At 70.7% G+C, this 14,342-nt stretch carries 12 protein-coding genes and 1 pseudogene; 2 read left to right on the forward strand and 11 right to left on the reverse strand.

Features of this window, described 5'->3' with window-relative positions:
• Positions 1–133: 133 nt before the first annotated feature.
• From ACFCV8_RS31265 to ACFCV8_RS31280, 4 genes are read right to left on the reverse strand one after another with little or no spacing between them, the layout of a single operon-like run.
• The gene (locus ACFCV8_RS31265; protein WP_376688862.1) at positions 134–799 is read right to left on the reverse strand and encodes a response regulator; all 666 of its coding nucleotides are present in this window, start codon (positions 797–799) and stop codon (positions 134–136) included.
• Positions 796–2,127, reverse strand: a complete 1,332-nt coding sequence (locus ACFCV8_RS31270; protein WP_376688863.1) for a sensor histidine kinase — start codon at positions 2,125–2,127, stop codon at positions 796–798. Before ACFCV8_RS31270 ends, ACFCV8_RS31265 begins: the two co-directional genes overlap by 4 nt.
• A complete protein-coding gene (locus tag ACFCV8_RS31275; protein ID WP_376688864.1) occupies positions 2,124–2,936 on the reverse strand; it encodes an ABC transporter permease in 813 nt (270 codons plus the stop codon). The genes ACFCV8_RS31270 and ACFCV8_RS31275 overlap by 4 nt, the downstream gene beginning before the upstream one ends.
• Positions 2,933–3,895 (reverse strand): ATP-binding cassette domain-containing protein, encoded by a 963-nt coding sequence (locus ACFCV8_RS31280; RefSeq protein WP_376688865.1) that lies wholly within the window; start codon positions 3,893–3,895, stop codon positions 2,933–2,935. The genes ACFCV8_RS31275 and ACFCV8_RS31280 overlap by 4 nt, the downstream gene beginning before the upstream one ends.
• Positions 3,896–4,046: 151 nt before the next feature.
• Between ACFCV8_RS31280 and ACFCV8_RS31285 the strand changes: the two genes are divergently transcribed.
• On the forward strand, positions 4,047–4,613 hold the full coding sequence (locus tag ACFCV8_RS31285) for a GNAT family N-acetyltransferase (RefSeq protein WP_376688866.1): 567 nt from the start codon (positions 4,047–4,049) through the stop codon (positions 4,611–4,613).
• Positions 4,614–4,697: 84 nt separating this feature from the next.
• Here the strand turns inward: ACFCV8_RS31285 and ACFCV8_RS31290 are convergent, their stop codons facing one another.
• From ACFCV8_RS31290 to ACFCV8_RS31320, 7 genes are all read right to left on the reverse strand, one after another.
• Positions 4,698–6,317, reverse strand: a complete 1,620-nt coding sequence (locus ACFCV8_RS31290; RefSeq protein WP_376688867.1) for a type VI secretion protein — start codon at positions 6,315–6,317, stop codon at positions 4,698–4,700.
• Between the two features lies 1 nt (position 6,318).
• Positions 6,319–7,749: an ATP-binding protein gene (locus ACFCV8_RS31295; RefSeq protein ID WP_376688868.1), complete on the reverse strand. Its 1,431-nt coding sequence runs from the start codon at positions 7,747–7,749 to the stop codon at positions 6,319–6,321.
• Positions 7,750–7,816: 67 nt separating this feature from the next.
• The gene (locus ACFCV8_RS31300) at positions 7,817–9,367 is read right to left on the reverse strand and encodes an SCO6880 family protein (protein WP_376688869.1); all 1,551 of its coding nucleotides are present in this window, start codon (positions 9,365–9,367) and stop codon (positions 7,817–7,819) included.
• Positions 9,364–10,704: a hypothetical protein gene (locus tag ACFCV8_RS31305; protein WP_376688870.1), complete on the reverse strand. Its 1,341-nt coding sequence runs from the start codon at positions 10,702–10,704 to the stop codon at positions 9,364–9,366. The genes ACFCV8_RS31300 and ACFCV8_RS31305 overlap by 4 nt, the downstream gene beginning before the upstream one ends.
• A complete protein-coding gene (locus tag ACFCV8_RS31310) occupies positions 10,694–11,563 on the reverse strand; it encodes a hypothetical protein (RefSeq protein ID WP_376688871.1) in 870 nt (289 codons plus the stop codon). The genes ACFCV8_RS31305 and ACFCV8_RS31310 overlap by 11 nt, the downstream gene beginning before the upstream one ends.
• Before the next feature lie 185 nt (positions 11,564–11,748).
• Positions 11,749–12,057, reverse strand: a complete 309-nt coding sequence (locus tag ACFCV8_RS31315; protein WP_072489575.1) for a hypothetical protein — start codon at positions 12,055–12,057, stop codon at positions 11,749–11,751.
• 303 nt (positions 12,058–12,360) lie between these two features.
• Positions 12,361–12,987, reverse strand: a complete 627-nt coding sequence (locus ACFCV8_RS31320) for a DUF402 domain-containing protein (protein ID WP_376688872.1) — start codon at positions 12,985–12,987, stop codon at positions 12,361–12,363.
• 913 nt (positions 12,988–13,900) lie between these two features.
• On the opposite strand from ACFCV8_RS31320, the pseudogene ACFCV8_RS31325 reads away from it, so the two are divergent.
• A pseudogene (locus ACFCV8_RS31325) lies at positions 13,901–14,342 on the forward strand (hypothetical protein); the annotation flags it as partial.

Here is a 14,342-nt window from a genome sequence, read left to right on the forward strand (position 1 = left end):
ACTGCAGGGGGGACCCTGTGGGAGAGTAGGACGCCGCCGAACTCCTTTTGTGAATGAGCCCCGTGTCCGTCAGGACACGGGGCTTTTTCGCGTTTCCCCATTGTTTTCGGGCGCGTACAGCTGTGTACGTCGACTACCGGGCCGTGACCAGGTGGGTGTCGTACGCCAGGATGACCGCCTGGACACGGTCGCGGGAGCCGGTCTTGGCGAGGATGCGGCTGACGTGGGTCTTCACCGTTGACTCGGCGAGGTGGAGGCGCTCGGCGATTTCCGTGTTGGACCAGCCCTGCCCGATGACGGTGAGGATCTCCCGTTCCCGATCGGTCAGCGGAGCGATGCGCGCGTCCATGGGAGCGGGGCCGCCGGGCACGGTCGGCAGGTGCTGAACGTAGGCGTCCAGCAGACGGCGGGTGAGGCCGGGGGCCACCACCGCGTCGCCGCCCGCGACGGCCCGGATGCCGGAGAGCATCTCCTGAGGCAGCGCGTCCTTGACGAGGAAGCCGCTGGCACCGGCGCGCAGGCCGTCGTACGCGTACCGGTCGAGGTCGAAGGTCGTGACGATGAGGACGCGGGTGCGGGCACCGGTTCTGACGATGCGGCGGGTGGCCTCGATACCGTCCAGGAGCGGCATGCGGATGTCCATCAGCGCCACGTCCGGGTGGTGCCGCTGGGCGAGTTCCAGGGCTTCGAGGCCGTTGCCGGCCTCGCCCACCACGGTCATGTCGTCCTGGCTCTCCAGCAGCATGCGGAAGCCGAAGCGCTGCATGGGCTGGTCGTCCGCGATGAGCACGGTCGTCACGAGAGGGTGTCCTCCAGAGGGAGCCTGAGCCGTACCCGCCAACCCGTGGCGGTGGCGGGGGTGGGGTCCGTCAGCGGGCCTGCTTCGAGCGTGCCGTCGTACAGCGACGCGCGCTCGCGCATTCCGGCGATGCCCCGGCCGCCGCCGCTCTCGGGGCGAGGGCCGCCGGGAGTGGTGCGGGCACCGGTGTCGGTGATGACGGCCTCCAGTTCGCCGGGGCGGTAGGTCAGGGTGACCTCCGCGGACGGCGGCGGCCGGGTCCCGGCGTGCTTCAGCGTGTTCGTCAGAGCCTCCTGCACCACCCGGTAGACCGTCAACTGCCTTCCGGGGGTGGGCGGGAGGGCCGGAGGTGTGCCGTGGATGCGCAGTCGTACCGGGAGGCCGGCGGCTCGTACGCCGGTGAGGAGCGTGTCCAGGTCGTCCAGGGTCGGTTGCGGGGTGCGGTCGGCCTCGTCGGGGTGGTCGCGCAGGACGCCGAGCAGGCGGCGGAGTTCGGTGAGGGCCTGGCGGCTCGTCGTACCGATGGCCTCCAGGGCCTGGACGGCGCGTTCCGGGCTGCGGGCGGCCGCGTAGGCGCCGCCGTCGGCGAGGCCGGTGATGACGGACAGGTTGTGGCCGATGATGTCGTGCATCTCGCGGGCTATGCGGGTCCGTTCGGCGGCGGCCGCGAGCCGGGCCTGCTGGTCGCGTTCCAGCTCCAGCCGACGGGCCCGGTCGACGAGCGCCTCGGTGTACTCCTTGCGCGTACGGACCACGAGCCCGAGCATCGCCGAGAGCGCGAACGCCCAGAGGTGGGGGACGGCGGTGTGGTCCCAGCCAGGTGGCCGGAGCACCGCGGCGGCCAGGAGGGGGACGGCCACCAGGACGCCGGCCCGGGCCAGGGCTCGCCCCGGCAGCCGCAACGCGATGTTGAAGACGGCGATGTGCTGGAGGTAGGCGGCCTGGATGACGGCGCCGCACCAGACGTTCACCAGCGCGACCGGAGTCATGAACGCCAGCACGGCCATCGGGTGCGTACGCCGGCGCAGGAGGGGCACGGAGAAGGCCACGCTCATCAGCAGGACCAGCGTGCCGGACGCGTCCGGGGCCAGGGCCACGGTCCGCCAGCCGCCCGAGGTGACGTCGAGTACGGCGAAGAGGACGCAGGCGGTGGTGAGCAGCCCGTCCCAGAACAGCGGTCGGCGTCGGTCGGACGCGCGGACGCGCCGAAGTAGACGCTGGAGGTGGTCGGTGGCCGGAGTGGTCCTCCGGCCGCCGCCGGGGGCGCCAGGTATCCCGTCGTCCGTCACATGCCCCTCCTCGCGGCCCGGCGCCCCCTCCCCGGTCATGCGTCGCGTCGGCGCAGCAGCAGGGCGGCGGAGCACAGGATCGCACCGGTCCACAGGACCAGGGCGAGCAGGGCGCCGGCGGCGGTGGCGTCGCCGACGGACCGGGTGGCGGAGCCGAGGACCCCTGCGGCCTGGGCGGGGAAGTACTTGACGGCGTGCTCCACCACCTCGTACGGCAGCATGGAGAGGACCTCGGGCAGCATCAGTACGCCGCCGATGTAGGCGCCGATGGCCCCCGGGACCGAACGGAGCAGGGCGCCGAGCCCGAGCGCGATCAGGCTCAGCAGGGTGACGCCGGTGGCGTTGCCGACGACCGCGCCGAGCACGCCCGGATCGCCGAGCGAGGCCGCCTGGTCGGTGTCCCGCAGCCAGATCTGCGCGAGGACGAAGGTGAGCAGGGAGGTGGCGAGCATGGTGGCGAAGACCGTGGTGGCGAAGACCGCCGCCTTCGCCCACAGGACCGGCAGCCTGCGGGGTACGGCGGTGAGCGAGGCGCGGATCATGCCGGTCGAGTACTCGCCCGCCGTCATGAGGATGCCGAGGACCGCGGCGCACGGGGCGGCGAGCACCGAGCCGTAGAGGACCAGGACCACGGTGTCGACGTCGGAGTCGCCGCCGTCGCTGGTGTACGTCGTGCCCATGAGGATGCCGACGGCGAGGATCAGCACCGAAGCCGAGGTCAGGGTGATCCAGGAGGAGCGCAGTGAGCGGAGTTTGTGCCACTCGGCGCGCAGGATTCGCGCGGGGGTGATCCGGTACGGGCTCCGCGGGGTGGGGTGGGCGGTCGTGGTCGTGGCGTTGGTGGTCATGCGGTGGCTCCGGTGGGGGCTGGGACGGTGTCCGGGGTGGTGGCGATCCGGTATTCGACCGATTCCTCGGTCAGGTCCATGAAGGCCTGCTCCAGGGACGCGGTCTGCGGGGTGAGTTCGTGGAGCGGGATGCCGTGGGCGGCGGCGGTGCGGCCGATGTGGGCGGCGTCGGTGCCCCGGACCATCAGGTGGTCGGGGGAGTCGGGGGTGGAGGTCGCGGTGACGCGGGGGCTGGTGCGGGTGGCGGTGAGCAGCTCGCGCAGGGCGTCGGCCCGGGGAGTGACGACCTTGACCCGGGCGTCGCCGGCCGATGCGATGAAGTCGGTGACCGTGGTGTCGGCGAGGAGCCTGCCGCGGCCGACGATGATCAGGTGGTCGGCGGTGAGGGCCATCTCGCTCATCAGGTGCGAGGAGACCAGGACGGTACGGCCTTCTCGCGCGAGGGACCTGAGGAGGGTGCGGATCCAGAGCACGCCCTCCGGATCGAGGCCGTTGACGGGTTCGTCCAGGACGAGTGTCGCCGGGTCGCCGAGGAGGGCGGCGGCGATGCCGAGCCGTTGGCCCATGCCGAGCGAGAAGCCCTTGACGCGTGTGCGGGCGACCGCGGTCAGCCCGGTCAGCCCGAGTACGTGCTCGACGCGCTCGCGCGGGATGCCGTGGGTGTGGGCCAGCGCCATGAGGTGGTGGAAGGCGGTGCGCCCGGGGTGGACGGAGCGGGCCTCCAGGAGTGCGCCCACTTCGGTGAGGGGCGCGCGGTGGGCGGCGTAGGCGCGGCCGCCGATCGTCGAGCGGCCCCGGGTGGGTGCGTCCAGGCCGAGCAGCATGCGCATCGTGGTGGACTTCCCGGCGCCGTTCGGGCCGAGGAAGCCGGTGACGGTGCCGGGGCGGACCGTGAAGTCGAGGTCCCGGACGACGGTCCTGTCGCCGTATTTCTTGGTGAGTCCGTATGCCCTGATCATGCGTTCGACGCTACGGAGCCGGGGGCCGGGCGGCGTCGGACCGGGGACGGGACTTGGCGGTGCGCGTAGTACCGGGGTGCGACGCGAGGGCCGTGGGGGCCCGTACGTAATGTCGTTTGCGCAGCTCCTGGGCGGGCGGCAGGATCGCCGGATGGAACATGTGGTGAGAACCGTGCGCGCCGACGAGTGGCCGCAGGTCAGGGAGTTGCGGCTGTCGGCTCTGCGCGATCCGGTCGCGTCGGTGGCGTTCCTCGAGACGTACGAGCAGAGCGTGTCCCGCCCCGACGCGTTCTGGCAGGAGCGGGCGCTCAACGCGTCCGAGGCCGGGAGCGGCGACGTGCGGCAGTTCGTGGCCGTCGCGCCGGACGGGCGGTGGGAGGGCAGCGTCACCGTGCTGATCGAGCGGCCGGACGCGGATCCGGCGTTCGGGGAGGAGGTCGAGGTCCACCAGGCGCATGTGGTCGGCGTGTTCGTACGGCCGCAGGCGCGGGGTGCGGGCCTGGCCGACGAGCTGTTCCGGGCCGCGACGGACTGGGCCTGGTCGTTGACCGGGCCCAGGATCGAGCGCGTACGGCTGTACGTGCACGAGGACAATCCGCGGGCGGCCGCCTTCTACCGGCGGATCGGATTCGTGCCGACCGGGCGTACGGTGCCGATGCCGGGCGATCCGTCCGCGCGGGAGATCGAGCACGCGGTGGAGCGGGCGGACGGCCTTTAGGAATTCCGGTTCGGCCAGTTCCGGTTCGGTTAGGAATTCCGGTTCGGCCAGGAACTTCGGTTCGGCCAGGAATTCTGGTTCGGCTCAGCTGGACGGGGTGAGTTCCTGGGGCCAGCGGGCGCGGGCCTGTTCCCTGGAACGGAGCAGGGCAAGGGCCCGTAGGCCCAGGGACGGTCCGGTGGCCAGCAGTTCGGGGAGCCGGGGCACGGGGGCCACCGCGGCGACGTCGTCGAGCACCAGCGTCATGGGCGGGTCGAGCCGGCCTTCGGGGGACCGTGCCGCAAGGCGTCGGCCGTGCTCGATCGCATGGGCGGCGAGCGCCGTGAGCAGGGGCATCGCTCCCGGTCCCGAGCGGGGGTCCTCGATCGGCTCGCCCACCACGTAGAGGGTGCCGCCCTCGGCCACGAAGGAGTCCAGCGCGAGCGAATCGGCGCGGTTCGGGGTGCAGGCGTCGCGGATGTGCACCGACGACAGTGCGCCGAACGCCCGCACCGTCAGTTCCTGGGCCATTTCGCGGCGTTCGGGGTGGGCCGTCAGCGCCGACTCCAGGAGGCCGGCGAGTCCGGAGGCGGCCTTGGGGTGCGTACGGAGCAGGCGGACCGGTTCGTGGGCGCTGCCGCCGAGGGCCCAGCGGTGGACCTGGCGGAAGGGGCGGCCGTCCACGGCGGCGGCGTGCAGCCAGCACTGGAGGAGCGTTTCGGCGGTGTCGGCGGTGGCGGCGTCGATCCTGGCCTGGGGGCGGACCGGGGCCAGCAGGGCGATGGAGCGGGCGGCGGCCGTCTCGGGGTGCTCGCAGCCCGCGGTGGGCGACCAGCGCAGGCGGGCCGGGGTGTCGCAGAGGTGGCCGGGGTCGTAGACGTGGACCGGGCCGAGCTTGGCGCGGGCGTCCTTCGTCTCGGCCCAGACGGTGGGGTCGGAGGTGACGACGAGCGCGGGGCCGACGGCTTCGTGGACGGCCTGCACGACGGTGGGCCGGCGGGTCGCGGGTGATCCGTAGACGACAGGGGTGGCGAGCGCGGCGGGCGTGGTGGCTGCTGCGGATGCGGCGGATGCGGCCGGTTCCTGCTCCGTGGAAGCGGCGGGAGCGGCGGGGGTTGCGGGGGTGGTGGGAGCGGTGGAGGCCATGGGGGCTGTTGGTGGCGCTTGCCGGGGGAGGGGGTGCTGCTGCCGGGGCGGTTCGGGGGAGGCGGTGTCGTCGGCCTTGCCGCTGGCCGCGTTGACCTCGTTGGTCTGGTTGACCTCGTGCTCGTACGCTTCTTCCCTGCCCCGCTCGTGTGCGTGCTGGTTGTCGCGCTGGCGGGCACGTACGGCTCGCCAGCGGGCCACCACACCCAGCACGAACACCGTCAGCACCAGCAGCACCATCAGTTCGCCGATGAACAGGCCCCAGAAGAGCCCGTACCCGGAGAGCTCGCCCGCCGGGGTACTGGGCCAGGCGGCCGGCAGGTCGTGCGGCGCGGTGACGAGGCGGCGCATCGCCAGCGGCGTCTCGGCGAGCGTGACGCCCTCCGGCCAGGCGCCGTGCGCGAACAGCCCGGCCAGACCGGTGGCCGTCCACGCCAGTGCCGTCAGCCCGAGCAGGAAGACGAGCAGGCCGATCAGGAGGCCGTCGGGGATGCCTCCGCCGCTGCCGGCGCGGTCCTGGCCAGTACGTTCGTAGTCGGCTCGGCTGCGGCCGGTACGGTCTTGAGGGCGCCCCGCCATGTCATGCCACCGTTGACTCGGACGACTCGTTCAGTCGTTGCTGTTGCTCGATCCGGGCCGCCCGCTGCTCCGCCTCCAGGTCCGCGGCGCGCACATCCTCCGGTACGGAGTCGGGGAGAGGATCGGCGACGGAGGACTCGGTCATCGCGCGGTCGGTGAAGACCAGGGGGCGTTCCGCCTCGGTGATCAGGTGTTTGACCACCTGGACGTTGCCGTTGACGTCCCAGACGGCGATGCCGGGGGTGAGGGTCGGGATGATCTCGACCGCCCAGCGGGGCAGGCCGAGCACCCGGCCCGTCGCTCTGGCCTCGTCGGCCTTCTGGGCGTAGATCGTGCGGGTCGACGCCATCTTGAGGATCGCCGCGGCCTCGCGGGCCGCCGCCCCGTCGACGACGTCGCTGAGGTGGTGGACGACGGCCACGAACGACAGGCCGAGCCGGCGCCCGAACTTCAGCAGACGCTGGAAGAGCTGGGCGACGAACGGCGAGTTGATGATGTGCCAGGCCTCCTCGACCAGGAAGATGCGCTTCTTCCGGTCGGGCCTGATCCAGGTGTGCTCCAGCCAGACGCCGACGATCGCCATGAGGATCGGCATGGCGATCGAGTTGCGGTCGATGTGCGAGAGGTCGAAGACGATCAGCGGGGCGTCGAGGTCGATGCCCACGCTGGTCGGCCCGTCGAACATGCCGCGCAGGTCACCGTCGACCAGCCGGTCCAGGACGAGTGCGACGTCCAGGCCCCAGGCCCGTACGTCGTCTATGTCGACGTTCATCGTCTCGGCGGACTCGGGCTCCGGGTGGCGGAGCTGTTCGACGATGTCGGTCAGGACCGGCTGCCGGTCGGTGATCGTCTCGTTGACGTAGGCGTGGGCGACCTTCAGGGCGAAGCCGGAACGCTCGTCCAGGCCGTGCCCCAGCGCGACCTCGATGATCGTACGGAGCAGGGCGAGCTGGCCGGTGGTGGTGATCGAGGGGTCGAGCGGGTTGAGCCGGATGCCGCCGTTGAGGGCGGAGGTCGGGTCGAGGCGGATGGGGGTGAGGCCGAGCTGCTGGGCGATGAGGTTCCACTCGCCGACGCCGTCCTCGCCCTGCGCGTCCAGGACGACGACCTGGCGGTCGCGGAAACGGAGCTGGCGGAGCACGTACGTCTTCTCCAGCGCCGACTTGCCGTTGCCGGACTCGCCGAGCACCAGCCAGTGCGGGGCCGGGAGCTGCTGCCCGTACAGCTGGAAGGGGTCGTAGATGTAGCCCTTGCCGGAGTAGACCTCGCGGCCGATGATCACGCCCGAGTCGCCGAGCCCGGGGGCGGCGGTGGGCAGGTAGACGGCCTGGGCCTGCCCCGTGGACGTGCGGACGGGCAGCCTGGTGGTCTCGACCTTCCCGAAGAGGAAGGCGGCGAAGGCGTCCGACAGCGCGGACAGCGGATCCCGCATGGCGTGACCGACCTCCCTTTCGTTCGGGGTGGGTGCTGTTCGGGGGGAGTGCTGTTCGGGGTGGGTGTCAGCGGCGGATGCCGGTGGCGAACGGCAGGGTGTTCACGAAGGCGCGGTGGTGCTCGCGGTCGCACCACTCCAGCTTGAGGTAGGACTTTCCGGCCGAGGCCCGGATCGTCCGTTTGTCGCGGGCGAGGGCCTCCGGGGAGCGCGAGGACACCGTGATGTACCCGACCAGGTTGACCCCGGCCGCGCCGCTCGCGAGGTCCTCGCCCCGCTGGTCGAGGCGGCCGTGCGCGGCGATGTCGCGGGGGTCGACGGTGCGGTTCATCTTGGCCTGGCGGCTGGCCTCGGCCTCGTCGTTGGTCTTCTCGGTGAGCATCCGCTCGATGGCGACCTCGGTGGGTTCGAGGTCCATGCAGACCGCGACCGTACGGATCACGTCGGGCGTGTGGACGAGCAGCGGGGCCAGGAAGTTGACGCCGACGGGGGTCATCGGCCACTCCTTCACCCAGGCCGTGGAGTGGCACCAGGGGGCGCGGGTGACCGACTCGCGGGTCTTGGCCTGGAGGAAGGTGGGCTCGACCGCGTCCAGCTCGGCGGGCCAGGCGTTGCGCTTGGTCATGGCCTGGATGTGGTCGATGGGGTGGTCGGGGTCGTACATCGAGTGCACCAGGGAGGCGAGGCGGCTCTGGCCGAGCGGCTGGCGGACCCGGATGTCGGCCTCGGCGAGGCGGGCGCAGATGTCGGTGAGCTCGCGCGCCATGACGACGGCGAGGCCCGCGTCCCGGTCGAGCCTGCGGCCGGCCTGGGGTCGGGCGGCGCGGGCCATGGCGTTGGCCTCGGCGGCCAGCTCGCGGGTGTAGTGCATGCAGGCCACGAGGTAGGCGCGGTGCTGCTCGCTGGAGGTGGAGACCATGGACTGGAGCTGGTCGTAGGAATCCTGCAGCCAGCCGGGGGAGGACCTGTCGCCGCGCTGGGCCACGTCCTTGGCGTGCGCGTCGGGGTCGGCGGGCAGGGTACGGGCCAGCATCTGGATACGGGTCACGAAGCCGTCGCCGTTGGCCACGTGCTTGAGCAGGGTGCCGAACCGGTCGACGAGGGCTTCCTGGTCCTCGCTGTCGCGCAGCCCGACGCCGGGGCCCTCGATCTCGATCGCGGCGGTGACGGTACGGCGGTCGGCGTGCAGCAGTACGGCGATCTCGTCGGGGCCGAAGGGGGCGGCGAGCCAGCTGATCCGGCCGATGCCGGGAGGCGGGCCGATCTCGACCTCGCGCCCGTCGGCGCCGACGCCCGCCTCCATGGCCGCGGAGCGGTAGGTCGTACCGCGGCGCAGGGTGCGCTTGTAGCTGCGGTTGATCTCGAACCACCGGTAGAACGTGCGGTGCTTGTACGGCAGGTACACGATCGCCAGGGCGAGCAGCGGGAAGCCCACGAGCAGCATGATCCGCAGGGACAGGACCTGGACGATCAGGCCGCTCATCATGCCGAGGAACGCTCCGGCGATGATCAGGGCGATCTCGCCGGTCTCGCGGTTCTTGCCGACGATCGCGTTCGGCCGCGCCCGGCCGATGAGATACGTACGGCGGGGCGCGATCGTGTGGGACGGAGTCGTCAACGCCCTCCACCTCCCGTGCTGTTGTTACCTGAACTGCCTGATCCGCCGCGGTGCGGGCGGCTGCCGTGCGGGGTACCGGAGGTGGGCGAGGAGCCGCTGCGGGGCGACGGAGCCACGGAGCCGCCCGTACCTGTTCCGGAGCCGCGGGAGCTGTGGGCGGCCATGCCGCCGCTGGCGGGGTTGGCGGGCCGGGCGCCGCCTCCGGTGCTGTCGGCGCCGCCCTGGCCGCCTCGGCTGCTGTGTGTCTTGATGCCCTGGGAGACGAGCGCGGCGGGGGAGCTGACCAGGGCGGCGGCCTGGGCGCCGTCGGTGGCCTGCTTGCGGTTGGTGCGGGCGCCCTGGATCTCGTCGCCGAAGCCGGGGACGAAGCGGTAGATCATCGCGGAGGCGAAGATCGCCAGCAGGATGATGGCGAGGCCGGAGACCACCGCGGAGACGGCGTTGGGCCCGTCGTCCTGGGAGAGCGCGCCGGCCAGCCCGAGGACGACGACGATGACCGGTTTCACCATGATCACCGCGATCATGATGCCCGCCCAGCGCCGGACGTGGCCCCACATGTTCTTGTCGACGAGCCCGGCGTAGACGACGGTGCCGAGCAGGGCGCCGACGTAGAGCAGGGCGGCCCGGATGACGAGCTCCAGCCAGAGGATGCCTGCGGCGAGGATCGACACGAGCGAGACGACGATCAGCATGATCGGGCCGCCGCCGATGTCGGAGCCCTTCTTGAGGGCTTCGGCGAACGAGCCGAAGAAGACGTCGGTCTGCCCGCCCGAGGAGCTGGCGACGACCTCGGTGATGCCGTCGGTCGCGGAGACGATCGTGTAGAGGATCAGCGGGGTGAACGCGGACGCGAGGACCGTGAGCCACAGGTACCCGACGGCTTCGGAGATCGCGGTGGTCAGCGGCACGCCACGGATCGCGCGCTTGGCTACGGCGAGCAGCCAGAGGACGAGCGTGAGAACGGTGGAGGCGGCGAAGACGATCGCGTACTGCTGGAGGAACTTGGTGTTCGTGAAGTCGACGTTGGCGGTGCTCTTCACGGCCTCGCTGAGCTTCTCGACGATCCAGGCAGCGGCGTCGGCGCAGCCGCGGGCAAGGGAGGAGAGGGGGTCCTGCGAGTCGCTGAAGGTGTTGGGAGGGGCGGAGCCGGAGTCGCCGGATTCGCAGTAGTCCTTGGCGAGTCCGACGATGAGGTCGCAGGCCTTGTCATTATTGCTGGGTGTGGGCGTGGGTGTCGGGGCTGCAACCGCCTGAGTGGCCAGCAGTGCTGCTGTGGCCGGCAGGCTGCCCAATGTGACCAGGACGGAACGGACACTCGGACGGTGGCTATCGGGCATAGGTGAAGCCTCCGTATCCCTGAACGGCACCGGCGATCTCGTCTGCTGTTGATGCTCTGTTGTCGCCGTTCACGGGAGTGGGACCCTCTTTCTGACTCGACGACTCAATGCGCCAGTCGTCCCCCACCCACTTGAGCTTCTCGGAGATGGTGAACCACGTTGCTGTGACGGGCTTGGTAGAGCCCTGCCCAGCCATTCCGACGAGACCAGTGCACCAGACCTCGACGGTGGCTGTGGTATCGCTCTTCTCGAGCACCTTCGTGCCGACCGGAATGGTTCGGGAGACGAACGTCAGGCCACTGGGAGAAGTACCGTCCTCGTTGAGCCCTACGTTCTTGAGGAACTCCGGTGAATAGGCATCCATCAAGGCTGTCGACAGGTTCTCCACAACAGCTGGGTCATGAGTAGCCTCGATGATGCTGTTGCGGCTGTCCTTCTTGAACATCCCCACTGAGCCAAGCGCCACCGCATAATTCGCCGCCGCGCTCTGCGCCCCCTGTTCGTCGTGGGCGAAGCCGGAGGCGATGGTGCCGTTCTTCCCCTGGACCGGCTTCGTCCCCGTGGCCGCCGTGGACGACGTGTTCGGGCTGCCGCCCGCGCGGTCCCGGTCTCCGTTGTCGCCGTTCCCGCGGCCTCCGCCCATGTTGGCGAACGCGATGGCCGCGACCAGGAGGACGACCACGCCGACCATCATGACCATGGAGCGGGGCTTGCGGGACGGGCGGCGCGGGGTGCCGTAGCCGTCGCCCTCGCCGTCGGGGAGACGGGTGCGGGTCTGGCGGGTGCCGCCGATGGTGCTGTACGCATCGTCCGTACGACCTGAGTCGTTGCGGTAGCCGTTGTCGTCGCCGAGGCTCATGCCGCGTACGCCCCCTCAACCGTTTCCTGAACCGGGTAGTACGACGGTAGCCGTGCGGGATTCCGCGTGAACGCGGTGTGGTGACTCGACATCAGGGAGACGCAACCTCTGCCGGTGGGCACGACGGGCGGATGACGGATGGTGGTGGACGGGCTGGACGGCCCCTGGCATGGGATGACAGCCGGTCAGACGGCCATTCCGTAGACGATGGTGAAGACGGTTCCGAGAGATCCGATGATGAACACACCGGTCAGGCCCGCGACGATCAGGCCCTTGCCCTGCTCCGCGCTGAAGGTGTCGCGCAGGGCCGTCGCGCCGATTCGCTGCTTCGCCGCACCCCAGACCGCGATGCCGAGACAGAGCAGGATCGCGATGGCCATCACGACTTCGATCATCACGCGGGCCTCGTTGCCCAGAGTCCCGAACGGTCCCCAGTTCGGGGCGATTCCGCCGATGATGGTGGTGATGTCGCCCTTTTCCGCTGCCAGGATCATGTAAGTCACCGCCCCTGTTGGGTAGTTCGTAGCCCCCTGCCCCATGGCACGGGTCACTCTCTATCTTCGCTGATGAAACTGCTCTTGGACGACGACTCGACAGCTCTCTTTACCCTGGCCTCGCACATTTGGCCGGTCGGGCCGCTCTGGCCTGCCGGGCGGAGCGGTGTGTGACTGAAATTGTATGGTTACTCTATGTATCACGGGGTGTGACCCCGGGCAATGATTGCCATTCCGCCATCTTGGCCGGAAATTCATGTACTCCCTGGTCAGCGTGGTGGGACTGCCCTGGGTGAAGGTCCGTCAGAGCAGTGGGTGGCGGGGAACAGGCGGCCGGGGCGGGGTGGTCCAGGTGGGTGGCGGCCGGAAGTCGCACCAGGTGCCGTCGAAGGGAAACGTTCCGGCCTCGGCGAGCCGGACAACCGCGGCGCCCTCGTCCCGGATCGCGGACGCCTCGTCGGCCGACCAGTAGACGGGGTGACCGGTCTTCTCGGCGAAGGATTCCTCGTCCTTCCACTTCCAGGTCCGGTCCGGTGCCACGTTGATGTCGAGCTCGTGGTCGCAGACGTCGATGTCGTCGCCGCGGTGTGTGCGGTGCTCCAGATTTACGTACCAGCCGCGGAACTTTCGTCCACGGCCGAAGAGCCAGAGCACCGAATGCGCTGCGCCGGTCGGCTGGTAGAAGAGGGCGTTGCCCATCGGCCAGCGTCCGGCGACGACCGGATAGCCGTCCACCGGCCGCTCGTCCGGGGCTATGTCCCGGAGGTGAGCCCCGCGCGGAAGCTTCGTACGCCACATCGGTGTGCCGGACTCCATCCACACCAGCTGGCCCGCGTCGGTGCGCTGGACCAGGCGCACGGGCACCGAGGAACTCAGGTGGCCGCCGATGAAGAAGTTCCAGCGGAGAATCCTGCCCGGTTCGTCGCTCATGTCGCTGATCATGCCCGCGACGGAGCGGCCGGACACGTTGTCCGATCACCTGACGGGAGGACAGGGGGAGAGCATGTACGGCTCATTCGGCGGCGGCGATGTCCCCGGCGGACGAGCCTCTCGATGACCAGCGGCTTGAAGCCGAAGCCGCAGGGCGTGGGCGTACGGGGCCCTGTGCGGCGACTCCGGCAGTGCGGGCGGGCGCCGCCCGACCCTCCAGCCGGCTGTACACCGATGACGAGGGCAGGACTGTCAGCCTGAGGTTCGAGGCCAGCGGATACGTCGCCAGCACCGAGACCGAGGACGGCGTCACCCACGACGGCATGCTCCGGGCCCGGGGCGCGAACATCGGGGGATGGGAGCGGTTCACCCCCGAACCGCTGACCGACGGGAAGTACGCGCTGAAGGGGCAGGCCGAGGGCCTCTACGTCTCCGCGGAGAAGAACGCCACCGGGAACGACCACGGGCTGCTGCGGGCCCGCGCCGCCACCGTGGGCTCGTGGGGAGCGATTCACCCTGGTGAAGGCCGGTGCGGCCGGGATCCCGGCCGACGTCACCGATGCCGGGAGCGCCGTGCCGCCGGTTTCCGTACCGCCGGTCGCCGGGCCGGCCGCTGCGAGCACCGTGCGCGTCATGTCGTGGAACGCCTGCGGCAGCATCAACACGGTCGGCCCGTGCAACGACGGCAAGCCGATCGGCAAGGACGCCCTCGCGGCGGGCATCAAGGACCGCCTGGACAGGGCCGCCTCGTACCCCGACGTGATCTCCTTCCAGGAGATCTGCGAGATGCACGCCAAGCCGGTCGAGCCGGCGCTGGAGGGGAGCGGCCCGTACCAGTGGGACGTGCGCTTCGCGCCGATCAGCTACGACGGCGACGGCGACGGCGCTGGCCTGAAGGCCCCAGAAGGAGTGCATGGACGCCGACGGGTACGACCGGGGCGCGTACGGCGTGACCATCGCGGTGCCCGGCGAGAACGCCTGCTACCAGGCGTTTTCGCCGGCCACGTACGTGAGCAAGGGCGGGGCGACCCGCAAGGCGGAGCAGCGTTCGGCGGTCTGCGCCACGGTTCCGTCCCGGGCGGCCATGTTCTGCGCCGCGCACTTCAGCACCGGCGGCGACCTGAACGTCAGCCCGCCCGCGCGTGGCCACGACACGCTGACGACGATGTACGACCGGTACCAGGAGTGCGCCGAGAAGGACGGGGTGTACGACGGCCCCAGCACCAAGGACGGCGAGGAGATCGACTACATCTTCAGCCCCTACTCGTTCAGCGCCTGCATTTCTCGATCCACGGCTCGATGCCGCTGCCCGCGAAGTGACCGTCGGCAGGGCCTCCGTCCGCCTCCCCCGGCGG

This window comes from Streptomyces sp. NPDC056347 (assembly GCF_042262625.1).
Taxonomy (GTDB): domain Bacteria; phylum Actinomycetota; class Actinomycetes; order Streptomycetales; family Streptomycetaceae; genus Streptomyces.

Coding starts and splice junctions, on each gene's coding strand:
- ACFCV8_RS31290 (WP_376688867.1), bottom strand. CDS start 6,317: ATGGCGGGGCGCCCTCAAGACCGTACCGGCCGCAGCCGAGCCGACTAC.
- ACFCV8_RS31310 (WP_376688871.1), bottom strand. CDS start 11,563: ATGAGCCTCGGCGACGACAACGGCTACCGCAACGACTCAGGTCGTACG.
- ACFCV8_RS31275 (WP_376688864.1), bottom strand. CDS start 2,936: ATGACCACCAACGCCACGACCACGACCGCCCACCCCACCCCGCGGAGC.
- ACFCV8_RS31305 (WP_376688870.1), bottom strand. CDS start 10,704: ATGCCCGATAGCCACCGTCCGAGTGTCCGTTCCGTCCTGGTCACATTG.
- ACFCV8_RS31270 (WP_376688863.1), bottom strand. CDS start 2,127: ATGACCGGGGAGGGGGCGCCGGGCCGCGAGGAGGGGCATGTGACGGAC.
- ACFCV8_RS31285 (WP_376688866.1), top strand. CDS start 4,047: ATGGAACATGTGGTGAGAACCGTGCGCGCCGACGAGTGGCCGCAGGTC.
- ACFCV8_RS31295 (WP_376688868.1), bottom strand. CDS start 7,749: ATGCGGGATCCGCTGTCCGCGCTGTCGGACGCCTTCGCCGCCTTCCTC.
- ACFCV8_RS31315 (WP_072489575.1), bottom strand. CDS start 12,057: ATGATCCTGGCAGCGGAAAAGGGCGACATCACCACCATCATCGGCGGA.
- ACFCV8_RS31280 (WP_376688865.1), bottom strand. CDS start 3,895: ATGATCAGGGCATACGGACTCACCAAGAAATACGGCGACAGGACCGTC.
- ACFCV8_RS31320 (WP_376688872.1), bottom strand. CDS start 12,987: ATGAGCGACGAACCGGGCAGGATTCTCCGCTGGAACTTCTTCATCGGC.